The organism is Herbaspirillum sp. C9C3, from assembly GCF_013359625.1.
In the GTDB taxonomy this organism is placed as follows: domain Bacteria; phylum Pseudomonadota; class Gammaproteobacteria; order Burkholderiales; family Burkholderiaceae_D; genus Herbaspirillum.
This window is the reverse complement of record NZ_JABFMQ010000028.1, coordinates 19,732-41,869: the sequence shown is the minus strand read 5'-3', so window position 1 is coordinate 41,869 and position 22,138 is coordinate 19,732. Positions and strand designations below refer to the sequence as shown.

24 protein-coding genes are annotated in these 22,138 nt (G+C 62.1%); 17 read left to right on the top strand and 7 right to left on the bottom strand.

Translation table 11 applies throughout. The annotated features are described in order from the left end of the window. Nucleotides 1–124: 124 nt before the first annotated feature. The 6 genes from HNO82_RS19575 to HNO82_RS19550 form a co-directional block, all read right to left on the bottom strand. The gene (locus HNO82_RS19575) at nucleotides 125–1,456 is read right to left on the bottom strand and encodes a purine-cytosine permease family protein (RefSeq protein ID WP_175344817.1); all 1,332 of its coding nucleotides are present in this window, start codon (nucleotides 1,454–1,456) and stop codon (nucleotides 125–127) included. 205 nt (nucleotides 1,457–1,661) lie between these two features. Further along, a complete protein-coding gene (locus tag HNO82_RS19570) occupies nucleotides 1,662–2,639 on the bottom strand; it encodes a 5-oxoprolinase subunit C family protein (protein ID WP_175344816.1) in 978 nt (325 codons plus the stop codon). Next, entirely contained in the window at nucleotides 2,629–3,528 is a 900-nt protein-coding gene (locus HNO82_RS19565) for a 5-oxoprolinase subunit B family protein (protein WP_175344815.1), read from the bottom strand. Before HNO82_RS19565 ends, HNO82_RS19570 begins: the two co-directional genes overlap by 11 nt. Before the next feature lies 1 nt (nucleotide 3,529). Beyond that, nucleotides 3,530–4,918, bottom strand: a complete 1,389-nt coding sequence (locus HNO82_RS19560) for an acetyl-CoA carboxylase biotin carboxylase subunit (protein WP_175344814.1) — start codon at nucleotides 4,916–4,918, stop codon at nucleotides 3,530–3,532. A gap of 9 nt (nucleotides 4,919–4,927) precedes the next feature. Then, complete coding sequence (locus HNO82_RS19555) at nucleotides 4,928–5,176, bottom strand: acetyl-CoA carboxylase (protein WP_175344813.1); 249 nt, start codon at nucleotides 5,174–5,176, stop codon at nucleotides 4,928–4,930. Between the two features lie 33 nt (nucleotides 5,177–5,209). Further along, nucleotides 5,210–5,968, bottom strand: coding sequence for a 5-oxoprolinase subunit PxpA (locus HNO82_RS19550; protein WP_175344812.1), 759 nt, complete (start codon nucleotides 5,966–5,968; stop codon nucleotides 5,210–5,212). A 129-nt stretch (nucleotides 5,969–6,097) separates the two neighbouring features. On the opposite strand from HNO82_RS19550, the gene HNO82_RS19545 reads away from it, so the two are divergent. Both HNO82_RS19545 and HNO82_RS19540 read left to right on the top strand, forming a co-directional pair. Continuing rightward, nucleotides 6,098–7,015 (top strand): LysR family transcriptional regulator, encoded by a 918-nt coding sequence (locus HNO82_RS19545; protein ID WP_008332496.1) that lies wholly within the window; start codon nucleotides 6,098–6,100, stop codon nucleotides 7,013–7,015. Between the two features lie 533 nt (nucleotides 7,016–7,548). Continuing rightward, nucleotides 7,549–8,106 (top strand): hypothetical protein, encoded by a 558-nt coding sequence (locus tag HNO82_RS19540; protein ID WP_175344811.1) that lies wholly within the window; start codon nucleotides 7,549–7,551, stop codon nucleotides 8,104–8,106. A 189-nt stretch (nucleotides 8,107–8,295) separates the two neighbouring features. On the opposite strand, the gene ychF is transcribed toward HNO82_RS19540, so the two are convergent. Next, entirely contained in the window at nucleotides 8,296–9,387 is a 1,092-nt protein-coding gene (gene ychF / locus HNO82_RS19535; RefSeq protein WP_008332485.1) for a redox-regulated ATPase YchF, read from the bottom strand. Between the two features lie 409 nt (nucleotides 9,388–9,796). Here ychF and HNO82_RS19530 point away from each other — a divergent pair, with 409 nt between their 5' ends. From HNO82_RS19530 to hisB, 15 genes are all read left to right on the top strand, one after another. Next, nucleotides 9,797–10,600 carry an ABC transporter ATP-binding protein gene (locus tag HNO82_RS19530; protein WP_008332484.1) on the top strand — a complete coding sequence of 268 codons (804 nt, stop codon included), beginning with the start codon at nucleotides 9,797–9,799 and terminating at the stop codon, nucleotides 10,598–10,600. Next, nucleotides 10,597–11,376: a lipid asymmetry maintenance ABC transporter permease subunit MlaE gene (gene mlaE / locus HNO82_RS19525; RefSeq protein ID WP_008332483.1), complete on the top strand. Its 780-nt coding sequence runs from the start codon at nucleotides 10,597–10,599 to the stop codon at nucleotides 11,374–11,376. The genes HNO82_RS19530 and mlaE overlap by 4 nt, the downstream gene beginning before the upstream one ends. 74 nt (nucleotides 11,377–11,450) lie before the next feature. Continuing rightward, a complete protein-coding gene (gene mlaD / locus HNO82_RS19520) occupies nucleotides 11,451–11,927 on the top strand; it encodes an outer membrane lipid asymmetry maintenance protein MlaD (protein WP_034351105.1) in 477 nt (158 codons plus the stop codon). Nucleotides 11,928–11,932: 5 nt separating this feature from the next. Next, a complete protein-coding gene (locus HNO82_RS19515) occupies nucleotides 11,933–12,670 on the top strand; it encodes an MlaA family lipoprotein (RefSeq protein WP_034351103.1) in 738 nt (245 codons plus the stop codon). Between the two features lie 267 nt (nucleotides 12,671–12,937). Next, nucleotides 12,938–13,573, top strand: coding sequence for an MlaC/ttg2D family ABC transporter substrate-binding protein (locus HNO82_RS19510; protein ID WP_008332480.1), 636 nt, complete (start codon nucleotides 12,938–12,940; stop codon nucleotides 13,571–13,573). 57 nt (nucleotides 13,574–13,630) lie between these two features. Beyond that, nucleotides 13,631–13,924 (top strand): STAS domain-containing protein, encoded by a 294-nt coding sequence (locus HNO82_RS19505; protein WP_008332479.1) that lies wholly within the window; start codon nucleotides 13,631–13,633, stop codon nucleotides 13,922–13,924. Nucleotides 13,925–14,265: 341 nt separating this feature from the next. Continuing rightward, on the top strand, nucleotides 14,266–15,177 hold the full coding sequence (locus HNO82_RS19500) for an ABC transporter ATP-binding protein (RefSeq protein ID WP_008332478.1): 912 nt from the start codon (nucleotides 14,266–14,268) through the stop codon (nucleotides 15,175–15,177). Next, nucleotides 15,174–15,938, top strand: a complete 765-nt coding sequence (locus tag HNO82_RS19495) for an ABC transporter permease (protein WP_175344810.1) — start codon at nucleotides 15,174–15,176, stop codon at nucleotides 15,936–15,938. The genes HNO82_RS19500 and HNO82_RS19495 overlap by 4 nt, the downstream gene beginning before the upstream one ends. A 47-nt stretch (nucleotides 15,939–15,985) precedes the next feature. After that, nucleotides 15,986–16,222 carry a BolA family protein gene (locus HNO82_RS19490; RefSeq protein WP_008332475.1) on the top strand — a complete coding sequence of 79 codons (237 nt, stop codon included), beginning with the start codon at nucleotides 15,986–15,988 and terminating at the stop codon, nucleotides 16,220–16,222. 9 nt (nucleotides 16,223–16,231) lie between these two features. Next, nucleotides 16,232–17,488 (top strand): UDP-N-acetylglucosamine 1-carboxyvinyltransferase, encoded by a 1,257-nt coding sequence (gene murA, locus HNO82_RS19485; RefSeq protein WP_175344809.1) that lies wholly within the window; start codon nucleotides 16,232–16,234, stop codon nucleotides 17,486–17,488. Nucleotides 17,489–17,513: 25 nt separating this feature from the next. After that, the gene (gene hisG / locus HNO82_RS19480) at nucleotides 17,514–18,164 is read left to right on the top strand and encodes an ATP phosphoribosyltransferase (protein ID WP_134223469.1); all 651 of its coding nucleotides are present in this window, start codon (nucleotides 17,514–17,516) and stop codon (nucleotides 18,162–18,164) included. 40 nt (nucleotides 18,165–18,204) lie between these two features. Beyond that, nucleotides 18,205–19,521 carry a histidinol dehydrogenase gene (hisD, locus tag HNO82_RS19475; protein ID WP_175344808.1) on the top strand — a complete coding sequence of 439 codons (1,317 nt, stop codon included), beginning with the start codon at nucleotides 18,205–18,207 and terminating at the stop codon, nucleotides 19,519–19,521. Nucleotide 19,522: 1 nt separating this feature from the next. Next, nucleotides 19,523–20,359 (top strand): DNA-methyltransferase, encoded by an 837-nt coding sequence (locus HNO82_RS19470; RefSeq protein WP_008332466.1) that lies wholly within the window; start codon nucleotides 19,523–19,525, stop codon nucleotides 20,357–20,359. Continuing rightward, entirely contained in the window at nucleotides 20,340–21,446 is a 1,107-nt protein-coding gene (gene hisC, locus HNO82_RS19465; protein ID WP_175344825.1) for a histidinol-phosphate transaminase, read from the top strand. The genes HNO82_RS19470 and hisC overlap by 20 nt, the downstream gene beginning before the upstream one ends. Before the next feature lie 73 nt (nucleotides 21,447–21,519). Further along, nucleotides 21,520–22,116, top strand: a complete 597-nt coding sequence (hisB, locus tag HNO82_RS19460; RefSeq protein WP_008332457.1) for an imidazoleglycerol-phosphate dehydratase HisB — start codon at nucleotides 21,520–21,522, stop codon at nucleotides 22,114–22,116. The last annotated feature ends 22 nt before the right edge of the window (nucleotides 22,117–22,138 follow it).

Below are 22,138 nucleotides of genomic sequence, written 5' to 3'. Positions count from 1 at the left end.
GGAAAGTTGGCGATAATGCGTTGCGGATCTCGAAAGTTTTTGCTTTCCGGTAGGCCGCAGTCATGCGAGACCGCACATGAAAAACGGGCGCCCCATGGCGCCCTGGCAAGTCGGTTGCATCAGATCAGTCGGCAGTCTGCAAGGTCTTGTCTGCTCTGCCCCGCTGTTGCAACAAGGCATACACTCCCATCGACGCCACGAAGGTCAGCGGCGCCGACAGTGACAGCCAGAAGCCCGCCATCTCCATCAGCACGAAACCCAGCACGACACCGCAGAACCAGGCACCCAGCCCGACTCGGTTGATACCCGCTGCGCCATCGGTAGCGGTGCCATGGTCGCCCGCGGTGAGAATGTGCGCCAGTGCCACCCCGACCCATGCCACCACGAACACACCCTGATAGGCCAGCGCCTTGAGCAGATAGGAAAACACGTCGGCCAGCATCAGCGCATACACCACGATACCCACCACCACCGCCCATACCAGGCGCGACGCGTGCAGGCCCAGCAGGTTGCCGAAGAAGGCCTGCATGTTGACCGTGGCGAGATAGTAGTTGGCGGTGTTGATGCGCGTCTGCGTGACCCAGACGAAGAGCAATCCCCAGAATCCCATGAGCTTGAGAATGGCCATCACCACCGACACTTCAGACAGCGGACCATCTTGCGGAATGCTGCTGGCCAGGTAGATGCCGGCTGCGCCATTGAGCAGGATGGTGACCAGGTAGAAGGGCATGCCGAAATTGAAGCGGCCGTGATACGTCGCATCTCCCGGCTTGCCGAAGCGGGCATAGTCGAAGGTGAACATCATCAGTACCCACACGCCCATGTAGTACGTGAAGCAGCTCCACCAGCCATCGGCCGGCGGTGCGGCCGGGCCGAAGTCCAGCCACTGCGGCTGGTAGCCGTACTGGCTCACCGCCAGCACCAGCGCCATCAGCAGGCCCAGCAGGTAGAACGGCAGCAGCACGCCGTTGAACTTGTCCAGCCAGTGCTGCACGCTGCCGAAGACCAGCGGCACGCTGTAGAGCACCACGATGAGCGCGGCCACCGGATAGAGCAGCGACGGATAGAGATGATGCAGGGCCACCGCGATCACCGAGCCCTCGAAGACGGCGTAATAGATCGCGGTGGAAAAGAAGATCAGCGTGGCCAGCGAGGCGCCCAGCCGTCCGAACAGGATGCGCGAAAACAAGGCCACCGACAGGCCGGTGCGCATGGCATAGCGGCTGATGCAGGCATTGATGAGCCCGTAGCTGATGACCGAGAGCACCATGCCGATCAGAGCGTTGCGGGCGCCATAGGTCAGCGCCAGCGAAGCTCCCACGACGATGTAGAAGATGGCGCTACAGACGGCCCACCAGGCCATCGTCAGCGAGAGTTTGCCCATGCGCGCAGTGGCGGGAACACTGTAGGTGGAGAGGTCGATTTCCTTGTTCTGCGTTTGTGATAAGCCGGCCATGTCAGTTTCTCCTGAGACGTTGAAGCGATATTCAATGAGGCGGATGAGAGGCGAGAGCGAAAAACGAAAGCGAAAAAACCGAAGCGAAATACCAACGGAATTGCGTATGCAAAACTCGCTGGCAAAGTCGCTCCCATCCCGGGGCGGCGACTGCACGTCGGCCCGGGGCGGGAATCAAACGGAGGGATGCGCGGCTGTGCCGGTCTCAGTCGGTCAGGAGACTGCCCAGGCGCTGGAAGCGCTGCTGGTACTGGCGCCGGGCCTCCAGCGCCTGCTCCAGTGTCACGCGCACGAACTGCGCCTTGTGGTTGGGTTGCAGTTGTCCGATCAGGTCGAGGTCGGCGCTGATGACGGTGCCGATGGTGGCGTAACCGCCGCCGGAAACGGCATCGCGCAACAGCACGATGGGCTCCACGCCACCAGGGATCTGGATCGAACCGATGGGATAGCAGGCATCGACGATGTTGGACGGATCCGAGCCGGCGCCGAAGGGCTGTTCACGCGGCCGGAACTGCATGGGCTGGCCGCCCTTGAAGCGGTAGCCGATGCGGTCCGCTTCCGAGGCCACGGTCCAGGTATCGGCAAAGAAACGCTCCACGGCGTCATCGGTGAGGCGATGTATATACAGCCCCGGCACCACGCGCAGCGTGGCTTCGCGGTCGAACACCGGCACCAGCGACAGCGGCAGGGCACGCCCTTCGACGGCCTGTGCGGACGCGCGCCCCAGCGGCAGTTCGTCGTCCCTGGCCAGCTTGCGGCCATGCCATCCACCGAGTGCGCCCAGGGCATAGGTGGCGCGGCTTTCCAGTACCAGCGGCACGTCGATGCCACCGGCGATGGCGAGATAGCTGCGCGCGCCGGCCTTGGGGTAGTCGAAGCTGAGCACCTGGCCGCTGCGCACCTTGAAGGCGGTATCGAGTGGCCGGTCGCTGCCATCGAGGCGCGGCTGCATGCGCGCGCCGGTGACGGCGACCAGCGCATCGCACTGGAACTCCAGTTGCGGCCCCAAGAGGCTGCATTCCAGGGCCGAGCTGGTGGCGGGGTTACCCACCAGCAGGTTGGCGCTGCGCAGGGCGTACTGGTCCAGTGCACCGGAGGGCGGGATGCCCAGGTGGTAGTAACCTTCGCGGCCGCCATCCTGCACCGTGGTGGCCAGGCCGGGCTGTTTCACCTTAATCGTCATGGAGAGCCTCCTTGAGAGCGTGGATGCAGACCGCCGGATCGGCCTGGAAGGCATCGAGATCGAAACTGGCCGGGCGGATGCGCAGGTCGAAGCGGCCGGCCTCGACCGCCGCGACGGCGGCGTCATACCCGGCACGGTCGATGGGCTTGAACTGCACGATGTCACCGGCACGGAAGAACACCATCGAGTCCTGCAGATAGGGCAGGCCCTGCGCCGGATCGTAGATGGGCGCGGGCGTGACGCCGAACATCTGGTAACCGCCAGCGCCGCGCACCGAGTAGATGCAGCCGAAGCAGCCGCCGTGGCCGAGGGTCAGCCTGGGCGTGTCGGTACGGGGACGCAGGTACTTGGGCACCTGCAACTGCTTGTCCTGCCCGACCATCTGGTACATGAAGGGCAGCCCCGCCACGAAACCCACCATGGAGACGAACCAGGGCGTGCCGCTGTGGGCCGCGATGAAGGCTTGTACCTCGTCATAGCCATTGATGCGCGCCGCGTATTGCAGGTCGGTGGAGGACGGGTCCTGGTGGCGGTCACGGAAGCGCGCCTGGGTTTCATTGGTCCAGGGATCGTCATACAGCACCGGCACCTCGATGATGCGGGTCTGGATGCGGCGCTCGGCGGTAGTGCTGGCTTCCAGCGCCTTGACCTGTTCCAGCAGGGTCAGCGGATGGATCAGGTCAGGATTGAAGCGGATCTGGAAGGAGGCATTGGCCAGGCAGACATCCAGTACGCCGGGCAGCGCCAGCCGCTCCACGGCGCGGGTGATGGCCATGGCGCGGAAGAAGGCTTCCAGCGACATCGATTCCGACACTTCCGCAAAGAGGTGTTCGTCACCGGCGATACTGTAGCGGATGGGCGCGCAGCGCTGGGATTGTGGGCTGTTCATCTCAGGCCTCCAGAAGTTGCGCGGTGCGCTCGGCTGCGCGTTCGGCCAGCCAGGTTTCCAGCGCGCCGGTATTGAAGCGCGCCGCCTGCACGCGCGCATCGGCCAGCAGCCACTGATGCAGTGGCAAGGTGGTGGCCATCCCGCTGATCCGCGTGGCGGCGACTGCCGCCTGGGCGCGTTCGATGGCCTGCGCCCTGTCCTTGCCATGCACCACCAGTTTGGCCAGCAGCGAATCGTAATACGGCGGGATGCGATAGCCGTCGTAGAGATGGCTCTCCACGCGGATGCCTTCGCCTTGCGGCCAGTGCAGGTCCGTCACGGTGCCTGGGCAGGGGAAGAAATTGCGTTCCGGGTCTTCGGCGTTGATGCGCATTTCCACTGCTGCGCCCAGCATGCGGATGTCGGATTGCCGCAAGCCGAGCGGCTCGCCGCCCGCGATGCGCAGCATGGCCTGCACCAGATCGATGCCGGTGATCATTTCGGTGACGGGATGCTCGACCTGGATGCGCGTATTCATCTCGATGAAGAAGAACTCGCCGCTCTCGTCATCGAAGAGATATTCCAGCGTGCCGGCGCCGCGATAGTGCAACTGTTCGGCCAGCCGTACCGCGCTCTCGCAGAGGGCTTGGCGCTGTGCGGACGTGAGCGCGGGCGAGGGCGCTTCTTCGAAGACCTTCTGGCGGCGCCGTTGCAGCGAGCATTCGCGTTCGAACAGGTGTACGGCGCGCTGGCCATCGCCCAGGATCTGCACTTCGATGTGGCGCGCGCTGCGGATGAAGCGTTCCAGGTACACCGCGCCTGATCCAAACGCGGCCTGCGCTTCGCTTTGTGCGATGGGGAATTCCCGCGTCAGTTCGGCAGCATCGCGCGCCATGCGGATGCCGCGACCACCGCCGCCAGCCGAGGCCTTGATCAGCAGGGGATAGCCGACCTGTTCTGCACAGGCCAGGGCGGCGGGGAGATCATCGAGTTCACCCGGCGATCCCGGCACCACCGGCACGCCGGCAGAGGCCGCAGTACGCCGCGCTTCGGCCTTGTCGCCCATGCGGCGGATGGTATCGGCATCCGGTCCCACGAAGATCAACCCGGCCTCGCTGACCGCTTGCGCGAAGGCGGCGTTCTCGGAGAGAAAGCCATAGCCGGGATGGATGGCATTGGCACCGGTCGCGCGAGCGGCCTGCAGCAGTGCATCTGCGTTGAGATAACTGCGGTCGGCGCGGGCTGGTCCGATGATCTGGACTTCATCGGCCATGCGCGCGGCCATCGAATCGGTATCGGCGTCGCTGCAGGCGGCCACGGTCGGGATACCCAGCGCTCGCGCGGCCCGCAGGATGCGCACGGCGATCTCGCCGCGATTGGCGATCAGGAGTTTGGTGATGGACGTGCTCATGGTGCCGCCTCAGCCTGCCGTCTCGATCACGGCGACCAGCTGGCCGGGTTCGACCGGATCGCCGTTCTCGACGTGGAAGGCCAGCAGCGTGCCACCGTGCTCGGCCTGCAATTCCGTAAATTGTTTCATCACTTCGATCAGGCCGATCACGGCACCGGCCTCGATGAGGTCGCCTTCCTGTGCATAGGGTGGGGCCTCAGGGCTGGACCGGCGATAGAAGGTGCCGGGCAAAGGGGAGTGCACTTCTTGGACTGCCATGACTTTTCTCCTTCGTGTGATGAATGGTATGGATCAGCGCGGTGCGGCGATGGCTATTTCGGCGACTTCGAGGCTCCTGCGCGTGGCCTGCACCAGTGCGAGGGCACCGGGTGTATCGCTGTGGATACAGACGGATTCGAAGGCGATGGGAATATCGCGCCCTTCGACCGTGCGCACCACGCCTTCGCGGCAGGCCCGCAGCACCTTGGCCGCCACCTGCGCAGGATCGAGCGCACCGACCCGGCGGGTGAAGACGATGGAGCCGCTGTTGTCGTAATCGCGGTCGGCGTAGAACTCGCAGACCACGGATTGTCCTAGTTCCCGGGCCACGCGCCAGACGGCCGAGCCGTGCATGCAGAACAGAAGCAAGTTCGGGTCCAACTGGCGCAGGGTCTGCACGAAGACGCGTGCGGCCTCTTCATCCCGGGCCAGGTGCATGTAGAGCGCGCCGTGCGGTTTGATGTGTTGCAAGGTCATGCCGTTGAGGCGGGCGAATTCGCGCAGGGCGCCGAGCTGGTAGAGCATGTCGTTGACCAGCTCGGTGGCCGGGGCGTTGAGGTGACGGCGGCCGAAGCCGACCAGATCACGGAAGCCCGGATGCGCACCGATGGCCACGCCGTTTTGCCGCGCCTGTTCCACCGTGCGCCGCATGGTATTGGGATCGCCCGCATGGAAGCCTGTGGCGATGTTGGCTGAACTGATCAGGGGCATGATGGCCGCATCGACGCCATCGCCGATGGTCCAGGGGCCGAAGCCTTCGCCCATGTCCGAATTCAGATCGATTGTTCTCATCTCGTGGTCTCCTGCGCTGCCGGAATCAGCGCGTGAAAATGAGTATAGAAATCGGCCACGGTATTGGACAGATGTATTATCAGAGGGCTTGATATCGAAAAATCCGATAGCTTATGAAGGGCATCAAACATGGCCATCACCCTCCGGCAGATTCGTTATTTCGTTGCTACTGCGGAAGTGGGACAGATTTCGCAGGCGGCAATTCATCTGCACATTTCGCAATCCTCGGTCACCAGCGCCATCCAGGAACTGGAGGCCATGCTGGGCGCCCCGCTGTTCATTCGCTCACCGCAGGGGATGATCCTCACCGACAGCGGGCGGCATTTTTTGAATCATGCGTATTCGATTCTGCGCAGCGTGGACGATGCGATGAAGAGCCCCTTACCGGACAACACCGCCAGTGGCAGCTTGCGGGTGGCGGCCAGTTATACGGTGCTGGGATATTTCTTGCCGCACCATTTGCAGCGGTTGTCGCAGTCCTATCCGGGGATCAAGCTGCATGTGCATGAGAAGGAGCGTGCCGAGATCGAGCAGAGTCTGGTGGAGGGCGACATCGACATGGCGGTGGTGCTGACTTCCAACCTGCGCCATCGCGAGATCGCTTACGAGACGCTGTTTGGTTCGGTGCGCCGGCTGTGGCTACCGGCGCGCCATCCGCTGGGGGAGCGCTCGGTGGTAAATCTCTCCGAGGTGGTCCATGAGCCCTTCATCCTGCTGACGGTGGACGAGGCCGACAAGACCGCGCTGCGCTACTGGAACCAGAGCGGACGCAAGCCCAACATCATCATGCGCACCAGTTCCATCGAGGCGGTGCGCAGCATGGTGGCCAATGGGTCGGGGGTGGCGATTTTGTCGGACCTGGTGTATCGGCCGTGGTCGCTGGAGGGGTTGCGTATCGAGACCGTGTTGTTGATGGATCACGTGCCGGCCATGAATGTGGGGCTGGCCTGGCGCAAGGGGGTGAAATTTACGCCGGCGATGGAGGCGGTGCGGGAGTATTTCAGGCAGTCGTTTTTGACGCCGCAGTTGAGTAGTGGGAGGAGGTGAGAAAGTGATTCTTCTGTTCGGAGAACCACTTTTGGTTGAATTGTCTACCGCGCTTGCCTGCGAGAGGCAGAAATAATTTAGAGAATTTCTTCCTGGGAAGCCATCATCCACATGCGCTTGATCGCAGCCCAGACTCGGCATTCATTGACCGCCGGCATCTTGGGGGCGCTATACAAGGCTCTGTTTATTTGTTTTAAAACAGACCCACTTTCTCCGAAAATTTGCATTCCAAGTTGCCCCATGTTCAGACCACAATCCTGCTCATGACGGCGCGCTGGAGAGCGGAGTGATAGACGTGGCCCTACCTGGAATTATTCGATGTTGGTACTTCAGAGACTGCATTTCCGTTCGAGAAATCGCCGGCAGGTCCGATATTTCCCGCAACACGGTTTGCCGTTACATCCGTGCCGAGGCCAGCGACCCCTCAATGCAGAGGGTTAACGCTGTGGGCAAATCAACACTCTTGCAACTGAGATGCCTGTGCGTGTCGGCATCAGCCATGAAGTAGTCCACTCATTTTCTAAAGGAAGACCATGTCCGATACACCTTCATTTTATATGCGTGTCAAGTTGAGCCCGCAGGCGTATGCCGATTACCTGGAAAGCGACGGCGGCCGACCGTCGGATTTCGACGATTGGGTCGAATGGCTGAACACCAAGGGCAACTACGACCCGCAGATCACGCAGGCCCTTGTCAATGAATACAGCGAAGTTGAGCGCGGAGATCGAACGGTCAAGGAATCGCTTGAAGGCTGGTGCGCATCATCGCAGTGCTATGGCCTGACCATGTCGAACTACGATTCCGCAACCGGCATCTGGCAATTCAGCAGCCTTGATTTCTCCTACAGCGTCTATACCCTCTTGGTGAGTCTTCCGTTTTTGAGAAACGTTTGCCGCTACAAGGATACGGCGGACACGGATTATCTATTGATCTACGATTTCATGAATGATTCAACAGACCATTTCGGCATATTTACCCTGGAGCAGGGGCGATCGTCCATTGTAGAAAGCGTGCCCGAGGCATTCGTTGCCGAAGCCAATGCCCATCTGTCCAAGCAGTATGACCTCTGCATCCGCGCAAACCCCGACTGAGCCTTACGGAAGGCGCCGTATGCGAGTCATTCTCCGGCGCCTGTAAGTGTTGTTGGCGAGCTTCACCCGTGCCGCCAATGCGGACGCTCCCTGACCCAAGGCAGCAAAAAAAATCCCCGTATTCACGAGGATTTAAGTTCTTGGCGATTTCTGCAACGTGATGAAATTGCTTGAAACAGCCAAGTTGAATCAGACATTGAACAAGAAATTCATCACATCCCCATCCTTGACCACATACTCCTTGCCTTCCGCGCGCATCTTGCCCGCTTCCTTGGCACCGGTCTCCCCCTTGAAGGCAATGAAGTCCTCAAAGGCAATCGTCTGCGCACGGATGAAGCCGCGCTCGAAGTCGGTGTGGATCACGCCCGCCGCCTGCGGACCGGTAGCACCCACCGGCACCGTCCAGGCGCGTACTTCCTTGACGCCCGCCGTGAAGTAGGTCTGCAGGCCCAGCAGCTTGAAGGCCGCACGGATCAGACGGTCCAGGCCCGGCTCTTCCATGCCCATGTCGGCCAGGAAGTCGGCCTTGTCGGCGTCGTCGAGATCGGCGATCTCGGCTTCGATGGCCGCGCAGATGGCCACGATGGGGGCGTTCTGTTCCTGGGCGTAGGCGGTCAGCTGGTCCAGCAGCGGGTTGTCGGTGAAACCGCTGTCGGACACGTTGGCCACATACATCGCCGGCTTGGCCGTGATCAGGCACAAGGGCTTGATCAGCAGCATCTCTTCGGCATCCAGACCCAGCGCGCGCACCGGCTTGGCTTCGTCCAGCGCCGGCATGATGCGCTCCAGCAGCGCCACCAGCTTGGCCGCATCCTTGTCGCCGGAACGGGCCTTCTTCTGTTCGCGGTGGATGGCCTTCTCGACCGTGCCCATGTCGGCCAGCGCCAGTTCGGTCTGGATCACGGCGATATCGTCCAGCGGGCTCACGCGACCGGCTACGTGGATCACGTTCGGGTCTTCAAAGCAACGCACCACGTTGACAATGGCATCGGTCTCGCGAATGTGCGACAGGAACTGGTTGCCCAAACCTTCACCCTTGGAGGCACCCGCCACCAGGCCCGCAATGTCCACGAATTCCACCGTGGCCGGCAGGATGCGCTCGGGCTTGACGATCTCCGCCAGCGCCTTCAGGCGCGGATCAGGCACTTCCACGATGCCGACGTTGGGCTCGATGGTGCAGAACGGATAGTTCTCGGCGGCGATGCCCGCCTTGGTCAGCGCATTGAAAAGAGTGGATTTACCGACGTTGGGCAGACCCACGATGCCGCATTTGAGGCTCATGACAGATTCTTCCGAAAGCAAAACCGACATTGTAGCAAGCCCCACGCCCCAAGCCCCAGCTTTGCAACGCAGCATCGAAGCGCACGTACGCGCTGTGGTATCCGGCCATCACTGGTAACATGCGAGTCTTGATTCGCATCTCGGAAATTGTCAGCAATGCACCATTCCGTTGCAGATGTACCACGCAATAAGAATTTTTTTGCCGGTGCAATATTTAAATGACTCATCCGTCATCTAGTTGGTTGTCGGAAAGTGTACCTATTTGTAGTGAACATGCCAGTAACTTGTAAAGAACAGGCGTTTTCAGCGCCCGTGATTTACAGGCTGTATTGCCTTCTTGAAAGCGATTTGTAAAATTTGCTCTACAATGTCGGTTTTCCCAAATCCTCAAAGAATCCCCTTGCCTCCCGTGCCCAACATCGTCGAAATCCGCGATCTGCATTTCCGTTATGGCGACCGGCCCATCCTGACCGGTTTGCAGATGGACTTCCCGCGCGGCAAGGTGGTGGCGGTGATGGGCGGTTCCGGATCCGGCAAGACCACCATCCTGCGCCTGATCGGCGGGCAGTTGCAGCCTCAGCAGGGCAGGGTGGAAGTGGATGGCGAGAACGTGCCCTCGCTGGCGACCCGGCAGTTGTATGTGCTGCGCCGCAAGATGGGCATGCTGTTCCAGAACGGCGCGCTCTTTACCGACATGACGGTGTTCGACAACGTGGCCTTCCCGTTGCGCGAGCATACCGACCTGGATGAAACGCTCATCCGCGACCTGGTTCTCATGAAGTTGAATGCCGTGGGCCTGCGCAATGCCGCCGCCCTCAAGCCGGCCGAGATCTCCGGCGGCATGGCGCGCCGTGTGGCGCTGGCACGGGCCATCGCTCTGGACCCGGCGCTGATCATGTACGACGAACCCTTCGCCGGGCTCGATCCGATTTCCATGGGCGTGACGGCCAACCTGATTCGCCGCCTCAACGATGCCCTGGGGTCGACCTCGATCCTGGTGTCGCACGATGTCAATGAATCCTTTGCCATTGCCGACTATGTGTATTTCCTGTCGGCCGGCAAGATCGTGGCCCAGGGAACGCCGCAACAGATGCGTGAATCCACCGATCCCTATGTGAAGCAATTTGTCCACGCCGAGGCCGATGGTCCGGTGCCCTTCCATTATCCGGGCCGTTCGCTGGCCGAGGACCTGGGCCTGGGAGGTGGCGCATGATCGTCCGTCTGCTCGGCGGTCTGGGCCGCAGCGTGCGCGAGTTCGCAGTCGGTGTGGGTTTTGCCGCGCGCATGTTCATCAACATGCTGGGGGCCTCGCTGGGCCTGCTGCGCCGTCCGCGCTTGATTACCGACCAGATCCACTTCATCGGCAACTATTCGCTGGTGATCATTACGGTGTCGGGCCTGTTCGTGGGGTTCGTGCTGGGTCTGCAGGGGTATTACACGCTCAATAAATATGGCTCGGAGCAGGCCTTGGGTCTGCTGGTGGCCTTGTCGCTGACCCGTGAGCTGGGCCCGGTGGTCACGGCCCTGCTCTTCGCCGGGCGCGCCGGGACCTCGCTGACCGCCGAAATCGGTCTGATGAAGGCCGGTGAACAGTTGTCGGCCATGGAAATGATGGCCGTGAACCCGCTGCAACGCGTGGTGGCGCCCCGTTTCTGGGCCGGCGTGATCGCCATGCCGGTGCTGGCGGCCATCTTCAGCGCCGTCGGTGTGCTGGGGGGCTATGTGGTCGGCGTGCTGCTCATCGGTGTGGATGAGGGCGCGTTCTGGTCGCAGATGCAGGGCGGGGTGGATGTGTGGAACGATATCGCCAATGGCGTGTTGAAGAGCATCGTCTTCGGCGTGGCCGTGACCTTCGTGGCATTGTTCCAGGGATATGAAGCCCAGCCTACGCCCGAAGGCGTGGCCCGCGCCACCACCCGGACCGTGGTGATCGCCTCGCTCACCGTACTGGGCCTGGATTTCCTGCTGACTGCACTGATGTTCAGCTGAGCGGCCACAGTACTTGGACTGGCGCCCGGTGAGGGCGCAATGATGTGAATAAAAGGGTAGAAAAAGGGTTGAATATGCAACGTAAATCTCTGGATGCCTGGGTGGGAATCTTCGTGCTGGCCGGTGTGGCGGCACTGGCGTTCCTGGCGCTCAAGGTGGGCAACATGAGCTCGATGTCCTTTGGCCAGAAGACCTATGCCCTCAAGGCCAATTTTGACAACATCGGCGGCCTCAAGTCGCGTGCGGCCGTCAAGAGTGCCGGCGTGGTGGTGGGCCGGGTGGACTCGATCCGTTTCGATGACCAGACCTTCCGTGCCGTGGTCACGCTGAACATGGACGAGGGCTACAAATTCCCCAAGGACAGCTCGGCCAAGATCCTGACCTCTGGCCTGTTGGGTGAACAATACATCGGCATCGAGCCGGGCGGCGATACTGCTAACCTGGCTGCGGGCGATACGATTAAGATGACACAATCCGCGATCGTGCTGGAAAACCTGATCGGTCAGTTCCTGTACAGCAAGGCGGCAGAGGGAAAGGATGATTCCAAATGAATCAAATGAATAAAAAAACCATCAGCACCGCTTATGCAGGCCGCCTCGGCGCCTTCGCCCTTGCTGCCGCCGCCCTGACCGGCTGTGCCAGCACCAGCAACAATCCCAAGGACCCGCTGGAAGGCTTCAACCGCACCATGTTCAGCTTCAACGACACGGTCGATAAGGTGGCCCTGAAGCCGGCTGCGCAAGCCTACGACACCGTGGTGCCGACGCCGGTCCAGCGCGGCGTGGGCAACTTCTTCGGCAACATCGGCGATGTTTGGTCGTCCATCAACCAGCTGCTGCAGGGCCGCATCGAGCAGGGGGTCTCGACCTTCATGCGTGTGGCCATCAACACGACCTTTGGTCTGGGTGGCGTGCTGGACGTGGCGACCGAAGCGCGTCTGCCGCGTGAGAAGTCCGATTTCGGCCAGACCCTGGGCAAATGGGGCGTCGGCTCCGGTCCCTACGTGGTGCTGCCGTTCTTCGGCCCGTCCACGCTGCGCGACACCGCCGGCATGCCGGTGGACCTGTACGGCGACCTGTGGACCTACAAGCGTCCGACCCGCTGGCGCAATGTCGGTGCGGTGGTCCGCATCGTCGACCGTCGCGCCCAACTGCTGGATGCCTCGACCCTGCTGGAAGATGCCGCACTGGACAAGTATGACTTCGTGCGCGATGCCTACCTGCAACGCCGCCAGAGCCAGATCAACGGTGCCTCCGGTGGCAGTGAGCAGAAGGAAGAAACCATCAAGCCCTGATGGCCCGGATCGCCTCGCGGGTGTAACCTCCGGGGCGCCTGCAGGGGCGCTTTGGTCTTGAAATGTGGCCGAACTGCCCAATCTGCGCTTTCCGTGCGATCTCCCCTCAGGGCAATCTGTAACATCCGTGCCGAACTGTGACGGCGCGGGAACCCCGCTCCCGGGCGGGTTTCGAAGGACAACGCCAGCTGCCGTCGGCGCGCCGTACAGCGCGACGCCACCGGGCAGCCCCGGCGCCTTCTGCCGACTCGAATGGAAAACCGACTTATGAAGATGCTTACCAAACTTTTCGCCATCGCCGCCTTTGCCGTTCCGGCGCTGTCCTTCTCCGGCGCCGCATCGGCCCAGGAGGCCCCGGATGCGCTGGTCAAGCGCATCAGTTCCGAAGTTCTGGATACTGCCAGGAACGACAAGGACATCCAGGCCGGCAACAACGCCCGCATCATGCAGCTGGTGGAGCAGAAGATCCTGCCCTACGTGGATTTCGAGCGCATGACCCAACTGGCCGCCGGCCGCTACTGGCGCCAGGCGACGCCTGAGCAGCAAAAGCAGCTGATCACCCAGTTCCGTAGCCTGCTGGTGTTCACCTATGCCGGCGCGCTGTCGCAGGTGCGCGACCAGAAGATCGAATTCAAGCCGCTGCGCGCTGCGCCGACCGATACCGAAGTGGAAGTGAACTCGCAGGTCATCTCCTCGCGCGGTGGCGAGCCGATCCAGCTGAGCTATCGCCTGGAAAAGAAGGCCGACGGCTGGAAGCTGTATGACGTCAACGTGCTGGGCGCCTGGCTGGTGGAAGCCTATCGCGGTACCTTCTCCAGCGAGATCAACAAGGGCGGCATCGACGGGCTGATCAAGGCCCTGACGGACAAGAACCAGCAACTGGCCGCGCGCGGCAAGAAGTAATCTCCGTCACTGCTGACCGACCCTCGACCACTGACCCCTGATCCGAAAGAGCGCATCATGTTCAAGCCCGGCGCCTCGTTGACCTTCACCAATGCCAGCTCGGTGTTGCGCCAGGGCCTGTCGGCCATCGCCGCCGGCCAGGCCAGCATCGACGTCAGCGAGGTGGTCGTGGTCGATTCCTCGGCGGTAGCGACCCTGCTGGCCTGGCGGCGCGCTGCAGCCGGTCGTGGTGCGGCACTGGAGTTCGGGGTCTTGCCCGCCAATTTGCAAAGCCTGGCCGACCTCTACGGTGTGACCGCCTTGCTGCAAGGCGCCAGCGCGCCGACTTCCGCGACTGATCGACATCACTGATCGCGCTCTCCCCAGTCGTCCGGGCTCCCGGACGCCGGGAAGCCCGTCCGGGGCGGCCCCGAATATCGAATTCCCCTATAATCGAAGGTTTTGCAGGCGCGTCGGCAGCCTTGGCCGCGGATAAGCTTTCCGCCCAGGCAATCTCCTGCCTGTCGGCAATGCCGACGGCAACACCGAAACACTGCGCTATTTTTCATGGCACAACGACAAGATGGCTGCGACAGCCTGCCTCCCCAGCGGAGAGCATGGCGCAGCCAGGGCGAGGTGGACAGCGGATTCCCCGGTGGAACTCCTGGCTCCTTATTTCTTTCTGGCAAGTAACGTATTGAACGGGCGAGGCAATGGCCGCTCTCCAAATCACAGACATCAAGAAGCGCTACCAGTCCCTGCAGGCGCTGGGTGGCGTATCCCTGGCGATCGAAGAAGGTGAATTCTTCGGTCTGCTCGGTCCCAACGGGGCCGGCAAGACCACGCTCATTTCCATCATTGCCGGCTTGAACCGGGCCGATTCGGGCTCGGTCACCATTCACGGGCATGACGTGGTGAGCGACTATCGCGGCGCCCGCATGAACCTGGGCGTGGTGCCGCAGGAGCTGGTCTTCGATCCCTTCTTCACCGTGCGCGAGACCTTGCGCATGCAGTCCGGCTATTTCGGCCTGACCAACAACGACAAGTGGATCGACGAGGTCATGGAAAACCTCGACCTCACCAACAAGGCCGATACCAACATGCGCGCGCTGTCCGGCGGCATGAAGCGGCGCGTGCTGGTGGCCCAGGCGCTGGTGCACAAGCCACCCGTGATCGTGCTGGACGAACCGACCGCCGGGGTGGATGTGGAATTGCGCCAGACCCTGTGGCAGTTCATCGGACGCCTGAACCGCGAAGGGCATACCATCGTGCTGACCACGCACTATCTGGAAGAAGCCCAGGCCTTGTGCAATCGCATCGCCATGTTGAAGTTCGGCCGTGTGGTGGCGCTGGATTCGACCGAGGCCCTGATTCGCCGCATCTCCGGTTCGCAGATGCTGTTGCGCTTGAAGCGCGGCAGCCTGCCCGATGGCTTGAAGGCATTGGTCACCCATCCGGAAGAGCTGTTGTCGGGCAATAAATTCACGCTGCGCGTGACGGACTACAAGGAAGTCGAACCCATCCTGGCCACGCTGCGCGCCTCGGGCGCGGAGATCGACGATCTGCAGTTGCAGCAGGCCGACCTGGAAGACGTCTTCATCCAGATCATGGGAGATGAAAAATGATTGGTTTCCGTACCCTGTTCTACAAGGAAATCCTGCGTTTCTGGAAGGTGGCCACCCAGACCATCACCGCGCCCATCGTCACGGCCCTGCTGTACCTGCTGATCTTCGGCCACGTACTGCAGGATCGCGTACAGGTTTATCCGGGCGTGAACTACACCGGTTTCCTGGTACCGGGCCTGGTGATGATGAGCGTGTTGCAGAATGCCTTTGCCAATAGCTCTTCTTCGCTGATCCAGTCCAAGATCACCGGCAACCTGGTGTTCGTATTGCTGACGCCGCTGTCGCACTGGGAACTGTTTGGCGGCTACGTACTGGCGGCCGTGGTGCGCGGTCTGATGGTGGGCGCGGGCGTGTTCGTGGTCACCGTCTGGTTCGGCCACCTGGACTTCGTGGCGCCGCTGTGGATCCTGATGTTCGCCCTGCTGGGAGCGGGCATCCTGGGCACCATGGGGCTGATCGCGGGCATCTGGGCCGAGAAGTTCGACCAGCTGGCGGCGTTCCAGAATTTCCTGATCGTGCCGCTGACCTTCCTGGCCGGCGTGTTCTATTCGATACACTCGCTGCCTCCGTTCTGGCAGGCGGTATCGCATTTCAACCCGTTTTTTTATATGATCGACGGCTTTCGTTATGGCTTCTTCGGCCAGTCCGACATTCCCCCCATGACCAGCCTCGGTATCGTCGCCGTGTTCTTCGTGGCGCTGTCTACCCTGGCCGTGCGCATGCTCAAGAGCGGCTACAAGCTGCGGGCAGGTTCGCATTGAACACCCTGCGCCCCGCCATCTCCCTCATTCCCGTGAAGAGCCTCAACATGCTACCCACACCTGAACTCGTCAAAAGCTACATCGCCGCCGGCCTGGAGTGCCAGCACCTCGAAGTGGAGGGCGATGGCCAGCACTTCACCGCCGTTATCGTCGCCGAGGCGTTTGCCGGCAAGCGCCTGATCCAGCGTCACCAGCTGGTCTATGCCGCGCTGGGTGACCGCATGCGCGAAGAAATTCACGCGCTGTCGATGAAGACCCTGACTCCCGAAGAATTCCAGAAATAAGGCAACACGATGGACAAGCTTTTGATCCGTGGCGGCAAGCGCCTCTCCGGTGACCTCACCATTTCCGGTGCCAAGAATGCCGCGCTGCCTATCTTGTGCGCGGGCCTGCTGACCGATGGCGACCTGGTGCTTTCCAATGTGCCCCACCTGCAGGATGTCTCCACCATCACCAGGCTGATGACGCAGATGGGCTTGCGCGTACGCGAGAACGGCGAGCGGCTGGTCTTGAACGGCAATGACATCACCCGCCCCGAAGCGCCCTATGAGCTGGTCAAGACCATGCGTGCCTCGATCCTGGTGCTGGGCCCCTTGCTGGCGCGCTTTGGCCAGGCCAAGGTGTCGCTGCCCGGCGGTTGTGCCATTGGTTCACGTCCGGTCGACCAGCACATCAAGGGACTGCAGGCGATGGGCGCGGAAATTCATATCGAGGCCGGATACATCCATGCCAAGGCCAAGCGCCTGAAAGGGGCGCGCATCGTCACCGACATGATCACCGTGACCGGCACCGAGAACCTCTTGATGGCTGCCGCCCTGGCCGATGGCGAGACCGTGCTGGAAAACGCTGCGCGCGAACCTGAAGTGGGTGACCTGGCCAATCTGTTGGTGAAGATGGGCGCGAAGATCGAGGGCATCGGCACGGATCGCCTGGTGATCCAGGGTGTGGATAAGCTGCACGGTGCCGAGCATGAGGTCATCGCCGACCGCATCGAGACCGGCACCTTCCTGTGCGCCGTTGCGGCCACCGGTGGCGACGTTACCCTGCACCGTACCCGTGCCGGCCTGCTCGATGCTGCGCTGGACAAGCTGCGCGAAGCCGGTGCCATCCTCACTTCGGGCGAGGACTGGATCCGTATCCAGATGGCGCGCCGTCCCAAGGCGGTGAGCTTCCGTACGACTGAATATCCGGGCTTCCCGACCGACATGCAGGCGCAGTTCATGGCCTTGAACTGCCTGGCCGAAGGCACCAGCCACGTTACCGAGACCATCTTCGAGAACCGTTTCATGCACGTGCAGGAATTGAATCGCCTGGGCGCGGCCATCGATGTGGAAGGCAATACCGCCATCGTCACCGGGGTCGAGAAATTCCTCGGGGCCCCCGTGATGGCGACCGACCTGCGCGCCTCGGCCTCGCTGGTCATCGCCGGCCTGGCGGCGCAGGGCGAGACGGTGGTGGAGCGCATTTATCACCTCGACCGCGGCTATGACCGCATGGAAGCCAAGCTGTCGGCCATCGGCGCCGATATCGAGCGCATCAAGCAAGTTTGACGGATTCCACAAAAAGTACACCATCATGACCCAACAACTGACGCTGGCGCTCTCCAAGGGCCGTATTTTCGAAGAGACCCTGCCGCTGCTCAAAGCCGCCGGCATCACCGTGGCCGAGGATCCGGAATCCTCGCGCAAGCTGATCCTGCCGACCAATGACCCCGACGTGCGCGTGATCATCGTGCGCGCTTCGGACGTGCCGACCTACGTGCAATACGGCGCGGCCGATTTCGGCGTGGCCGGCAAGGACGTGCTGATGGAACATGGTGGCGAAGGCCTGTACCAGCCCATCGACCTGAACATCGCCAAGTGCCGCCTGTCCGTGGCGGTGCAGGAAGGGTTCGATTACGCCAGCGCGGTGCGCCAGGGTGCGCGTCTGCGCGTGGTCACCAAGTACGTCAATACCGCGCGCGAGCACTTCGCTGCCAAGGGTGTGCACGTCGACCTGATCAAGCTGTATGGCTCGATGGAACTGGGCCCGCTGGTGGGCCTGTCGGATGCCATCGTCGATCTGGTCAGCACTGGCGGTACGCTGCGCGCCAACAAGCTGGTGGAAGTCGAGCACATCATCGACATCTCCTCGCGCCTGGTGGTGAACCAGGCCGCGCTGAAGTTGAAGCGCGAGCGCCTGCAGCCGATTCTCGATGCCTTCGAGAAGGCTTCCAAGGCCAAGTAATTCCCACGACCCCAGACATCCTCGCAGAGCAGGTGAGACCATGAGCATTGCCATCCGAAAACTCGATTCCGCCGATGCCGGCTTCCGTGACAAGCTGTCGGCCGTGCTGGCCTTCGAAGCCAGCGAGGACGAAGCCATCGACCGCGCTGCGGCCACCATCCTGGCCGACGTGAAGGCGCGCGGTGACGCCGCCGTGCTGGAATATACCCAGCGTTTCGACCGCCTGCAGGCCATTTCCGTGGCCGCTCTGGAGATCGGCAAGGATGCGCTGCAAGCTGCACTGGCCGGGTTGCCCGAGGCACGCCGCCATGCGCTGCAGACCGCCGCCGACCGCGTGCGCGCCTATCATGAGCGCCAGAAGAAGGAATGCGGCTCCGATGGTTTCCTCTATCGCGAAGCCGATGGTACCGAACTGGGCCAGAAGGTCACGCCGCTGGATCGCGTGGGTATCTACGTGCCGGGCGGCAAGGCAGCTTATCCGTCATCGGTGCTGATGAATGCGATTCCGGCCAAGGTGGCCGGTGTGCAGGAAGTCATCATGGTGGTGCCGACTCCGGATGGCGTAAAGAATGAACTGGTGCTGGCCGCCGCCGCCATTGCCGGCGTGGATCGCGTCTTCACCATCGGTGGTGCGCAAGCCGTGGGCGCGCTGGCCTATGGCACCGCCACCATCCCGCAGGTGGACAAGATCGTCGGTCCGGGCAATGCCTACGTCGCTGCTGCCAAGCGCCGCGTGTTCGGCGTGGTGGGCATCGACATGATCGCCGGTCCCTCCGAGATTCTGGTCATCTGTGACGGTGCCACCGATCCGGACTGGATCGCCATGGACCTGTTCTCGCAAGCCGAGCACGATGAACTGGCGCAATCCATCCTGCTGTGCCCGGATGCGGACTACATCGCCAAAGTCGAAGCCTCGATCAATCGCCTGCTGGAAGATATGCCGCGCAAGGACGTGATCCGTACTTCCCTGACCGACCGTGGCGCCCTGGTCAAGGTGCGCGACATGGAGGAAGCCTGCGAGATCGCCAACATGATCGCCGCCGAGCACCTGGAGATTTCCGCGCAGGAACCGCAGCAGTGGGCCGACCAGATCCGTCACGCCGGGGCCATGTTCCTGGGCCGTTTCTCGTCCGAATCGCTGGGTGATTATTGCGCCGGTCCCAATCACGTGCTGCCGACTTCGCGCACGGCGCGTTTCTCCTCGCCGCTGGGCGTGTATGACTTCCAGAAGCGTTCCAGCATCATCCGCGTGTCGGAAGAGGGCGCGCAGACGCTGGGCAGGATTGCCGCTGAACTGGCTTATGGCGAGGGTCTGCAGGCCCACGCCCGCTCGGCCGAATTGCGGCTCAAGAAGTGAGATGATGACCTCCGCCACCGACTCCCTTGCAGGCGCCGGCTGGCTGGACCGCGTATTTTGCGAGGATGCGCTCTCGGTCGCTGCCGGCCTGGCGCGGGTTCCCGATGGCAGCGTCGATCTGATGATCGCCGATCCTCCCTACGGACTGGGCAAGGATTACGGCAATGATTCCGACAAGCTCGATACCGCCGCTTACCTGGCCTGGACCGAGCAGTGGGTCGATGCCGCGCTGCCCAAGCTGAAGCCCAATGGCAGCCTCTACATCTTCCTGACCTGGCGCAATTCGCCGGAGATCTTCGTGATGTTGAAGCAGCGCATGACCATGATCAACGAGATCATCTGGGATCGTCGCGTGCCCTCCATGGGCGGCAGCACCCGGCGTTATTCGTCGGTGCATGACACCATCGGTTTCTTCGCGCGGGCCAAGGATTATTTCTTTGATCTCGATGCCATCCGCATTCCCTACGATGCCCAGACCAAGAAGGCGCGTTCACGCTCCATCTTCGTCGGGGCCAAGTGGCTGGAAATGGGCTACAACCCCAAGGATGTGTGGAGCGTCTCGCGATTGCACCGCGAGCACAAGGAGCGCGCTGACCATCCCACCCAAAAGCCGCTGGAAGTGGTGGAACGCATGGTCAAGGCATCATGCCCGCCCGGCGGCGTGGTGCTCGATCCCTTCATGGGCAGCGGCACCACGGCCGTGGCAGCACGCCGTTGCGGGCGCCACTTCACCGGCTTTGAACTCAATCCCGATTATTGCGAACTGATCCGCCAGCGTCTCGACGCTCTCGATGCGCCGGCGCCTGCGAGCCTAGATGATGAATCCCTCCAAGCCTGAGACCGTGGACGACCTGGTGGCCAACGTGATCCGCCCGCTGGTGCGCGGTTGGCAGTCCTATCACGTGCCCTCGGCCGAAGGGATGGTCAAGCTCGATGCCATGGAAAATCCCTACCTGCTGCCGCCGGCCTTGCGTGACGAACTGGCGCAGCGACTGGCGGCACTGGCGTTGAACCGTTATCCGGTGCCGTCCTATACGCGCCTGAAGGCGGCGATCTGCGCACAGCTGGGTGTGCCGGAGGGATATGACGTCCTGCTGGGCAATGGCTCGGATGAGCTCATCACCATGCTCTGCGTGGCCTGTGCCATGCCGGGGCGTACCGTCCTTGCGCCGGAGCCGGGTTTCGTCATGTACGGCATCTCGGCCAAGATGGCTGGCCTGGACTACGTAGGCGTGCCGCTACGCGCGGACCTGACACTGGACTTGCCGGCCATGCTGGCCGCCATCGAGCAACACAAGCCCGTCATCACCTGGCTGGGCTATCCCAACAATCCGACCGGCACGCTCTATCCGATGGCCGAGGTGTTGCGCATCATCGAAGCCGCCGCGCCCTACGGCCTGGTGGTGGTGGACGAAGCCTATCAACCCTTTGCCGCCTCGACGCTGATGCCCGCATTGCCGCAGCACAACAACCTGATCGTCATGCGCACCGTCTCCAAGCTGGGCCTGGCAGGCATCCGCCTGGGCTACCTGTCGGCGGCCCCGGCCCTGTTGCGTGAATTGGACAAGGTGCGCCCGCCCTACAACGTCAACGTGCTGACCGAGGCGGCGGCGCTGTTGGTGCTGGAGCACCTGCCGGTGCTGGAGGCGCAGGCGGCACAACTGCGTGAGGCGCGCGGCGCACTGGCAGCGCGGCTGGCGGCGCTGGAAGGGGTGGAGGTGTTTGCCTCGGCGGCCAATTTCATCCTGATCCGCGTCCCGGATGCCGATAAAGTCAGCGCTGCATTGCTGGCGCGCAGGGTACTTGTCAAAAATGCCGGTAGAATGCACGTATTGCTGCGAAACTGTTTGCGTATTACCGTCAGTTCAGATGAAGAAAACCGCATTTTTCTGACGGCCCTGAAAGAAGCACTGCGAGAGCACTGAAGGATTCAGGCTCCCGCACAGGCAAGCCGGCATCAAGCATTACCCAACGATAGAACACCGTCTGACCCCAACCATGTCTACACCGAGAACCGCGGAAGTCGTCCGCAACACCAACGAGACGCAGATCCGCGTTGCGATCAACCTGGATGGCACCGGCCAGCAGAAGCTGGATACCGGCGTCCCCTTCCTGGATCACATGCTGGACCAGATCGCCCGCCACGGCCTGATCGACCTGGACATCCACGCCAAGGGCGACCTGCATATCGACGCGCACCATACGGTGGAAGACGTGGGCATCACCCTGGGCATGGCGTTTGCCAAGGCCATCGGCGACAAGAAGGGCATCCGCCGCTACGGCCATGCCTACGTGCCGCTGGATGAAGCCCTCTCGCGCGTGGTGATCGACTTCTCCGGCCGTCCCGGCCTGGAATACCACATTCCCTTTACCCGCTCGATGATCGGTTCCTTCGATGTGGACCTGACCAGCGAGTTCTTCCATGGTTTCGTCAACCATGCGCAGGTGACCCTGCACGTGGACAACCTGCGTGGCGTGAATGCCCACCACCAGGCCGAGACCGTGTTCAAGGCCTTCGGCCGCGCGCTGCGCATGGCCGTCGAACTCGATGCGCGCGCTGCTGGTACGATTCCGTCCACCAAGGGCAGCCTGTAAATCGCAGGGTATCGCTAAACAT

Coding starts and splice junctions, on each gene's coding strand:
- mlaE (WP_008332483.1), top strand. CDS start 10,597: ATGATCGTCCGTCTGCTCGGCGGTCTGGGCCGCAGCGTGCGCGAGTTC.
- HNO82_RS19505 (WP_008332479.1), top strand. CDS start 13,631: ATGTTCAAGCCCGGCGCCTCGTTGACCTTCACCAATGCCAGCTCGGTG.
- HNO82_RS19470 (WP_008332466.1), top strand. CDS start 19,523: ATGATGACCTCCGCCACCGACTCCCTTGCAGGCGCCGGCTGGCTGGAC.
- HNO82_RS19490 (WP_008332475.1), top strand. CDS start 15,986: ATGCTACCCACACCTGAACTCGTCAAAAGCTACATCGCCGCCGGCCTG.
- HNO82_RS19495 (WP_175344810.1), top strand. CDS start 15,174: ATGATTGGTTTCCGTACCCTGTTCTACAAGGAAATCCTGCGTTTCTGG.
- HNO82_RS19515 (WP_034351103.1), top strand. CDS start 11,933: ATGAATAAAAAAACCATCAGCACCGCTTATGCAGGCCGCCTCGGCGCC.
- murA (WP_175344809.1), top strand. CDS start 16,232: ATGGACAAGCTTTTGATCCGTGGCGGCAAGCGCCTCTCCGGTGACCTC.
- HNO82_RS19560 (WP_175344814.1), bottom strand. CDS start 4,918: ATGAGCACGTCCATCACCAAACTCCTGATCGCCAATCGCGGCGAGATC.
- ychF (WP_008332485.1), bottom strand. CDS start 9,387: ATGAGCCTCAAATGCGGCATCGTGGGTCTGCCCAACGTCGGTAAATCC.
- HNO82_RS19575 (WP_175344817.1), bottom strand. CDS start 1,456: ATGGCCGGCTTATCACAAACGCAGAACAAGGAAATCGACCTCTCCACC.
- hisC (WP_175344825.1), top strand. CDS start 20,340: ATGAATCCCTCCAAGCCTGAGACCGTGGACGACCTGGTGGCCAACGTG.
- HNO82_RS19550 (WP_175344812.1), bottom strand. CDS start 5,968: ATGAGAACAATCGATCTGAATTCGGACATGGGCGAAGGCTTCGGCCCC.
- HNO82_RS19540 (WP_175344811.1), top strand. CDS start 7,549: ATGTCCGATACACCTTCATTTTATATGCGTGTCAAGTTGAGCCCGCAG.
- HNO82_RS19500 (WP_008332478.1), top strand. CDS start 14,266: ATGGCCGCTCTCCAAATCACAGACATCAAGAAGCGCTACCAGTCCCTG.
- hisG (WP_134223469.1), top strand. CDS start 17,514: ATGACCCAACAACTGACGCTGGCGCTCTCCAAGGGCCGTATTTTCGAA.
- HNO82_RS19565 (WP_175344815.1), bottom strand. CDS start 3,528: ATGAACAGCCCACAATCCCAGCGCTGCGCGCCCATCCGCTACAGTATC.
- HNO82_RS19510 (WP_008332480.1), top strand. CDS start 12,938: ATGAAGATGCTTACCAAACTTTTCGCCATCGCCGCCTTTGCCGTTCCG.
- hisB (WP_008332457.1), top strand. CDS start 21,520: ATGTCTACACCGAGAACCGCGGAAGTCGTCCGCAACACCAACGAGACG.
- mlaD (WP_034351105.1), top strand. CDS start 11,451: ATGCAACGTAAATCTCTGGATGCCTGGGTGGGAATCTTCGTGCTGGCC.
- HNO82_RS19570 (WP_175344816.1), bottom strand. CDS start 2,639: ATGACGATTAAGGTGAAACAGCCCGGCCTGGCCACCACGGTGCAGGAT.
- HNO82_RS19555 (WP_175344813.1), bottom strand. CDS start 5,176: ATGGCAGTCCAAGAAGTGCACTCCCCTTTGCCCGGCACCTTCTATCGC.
- hisD (WP_175344808.1), top strand. CDS start 18,205: ATGAGCATTGCCATCCGAAAACTCGATTCCGCCGATGCCGGCTTCCGT.
- HNO82_RS19545 (WP_008332496.1), top strand. CDS start 6,098: ATGGCCATCACCCTCCGGCAGATTCGTTATTTCGTTGCTACTGCGGAA.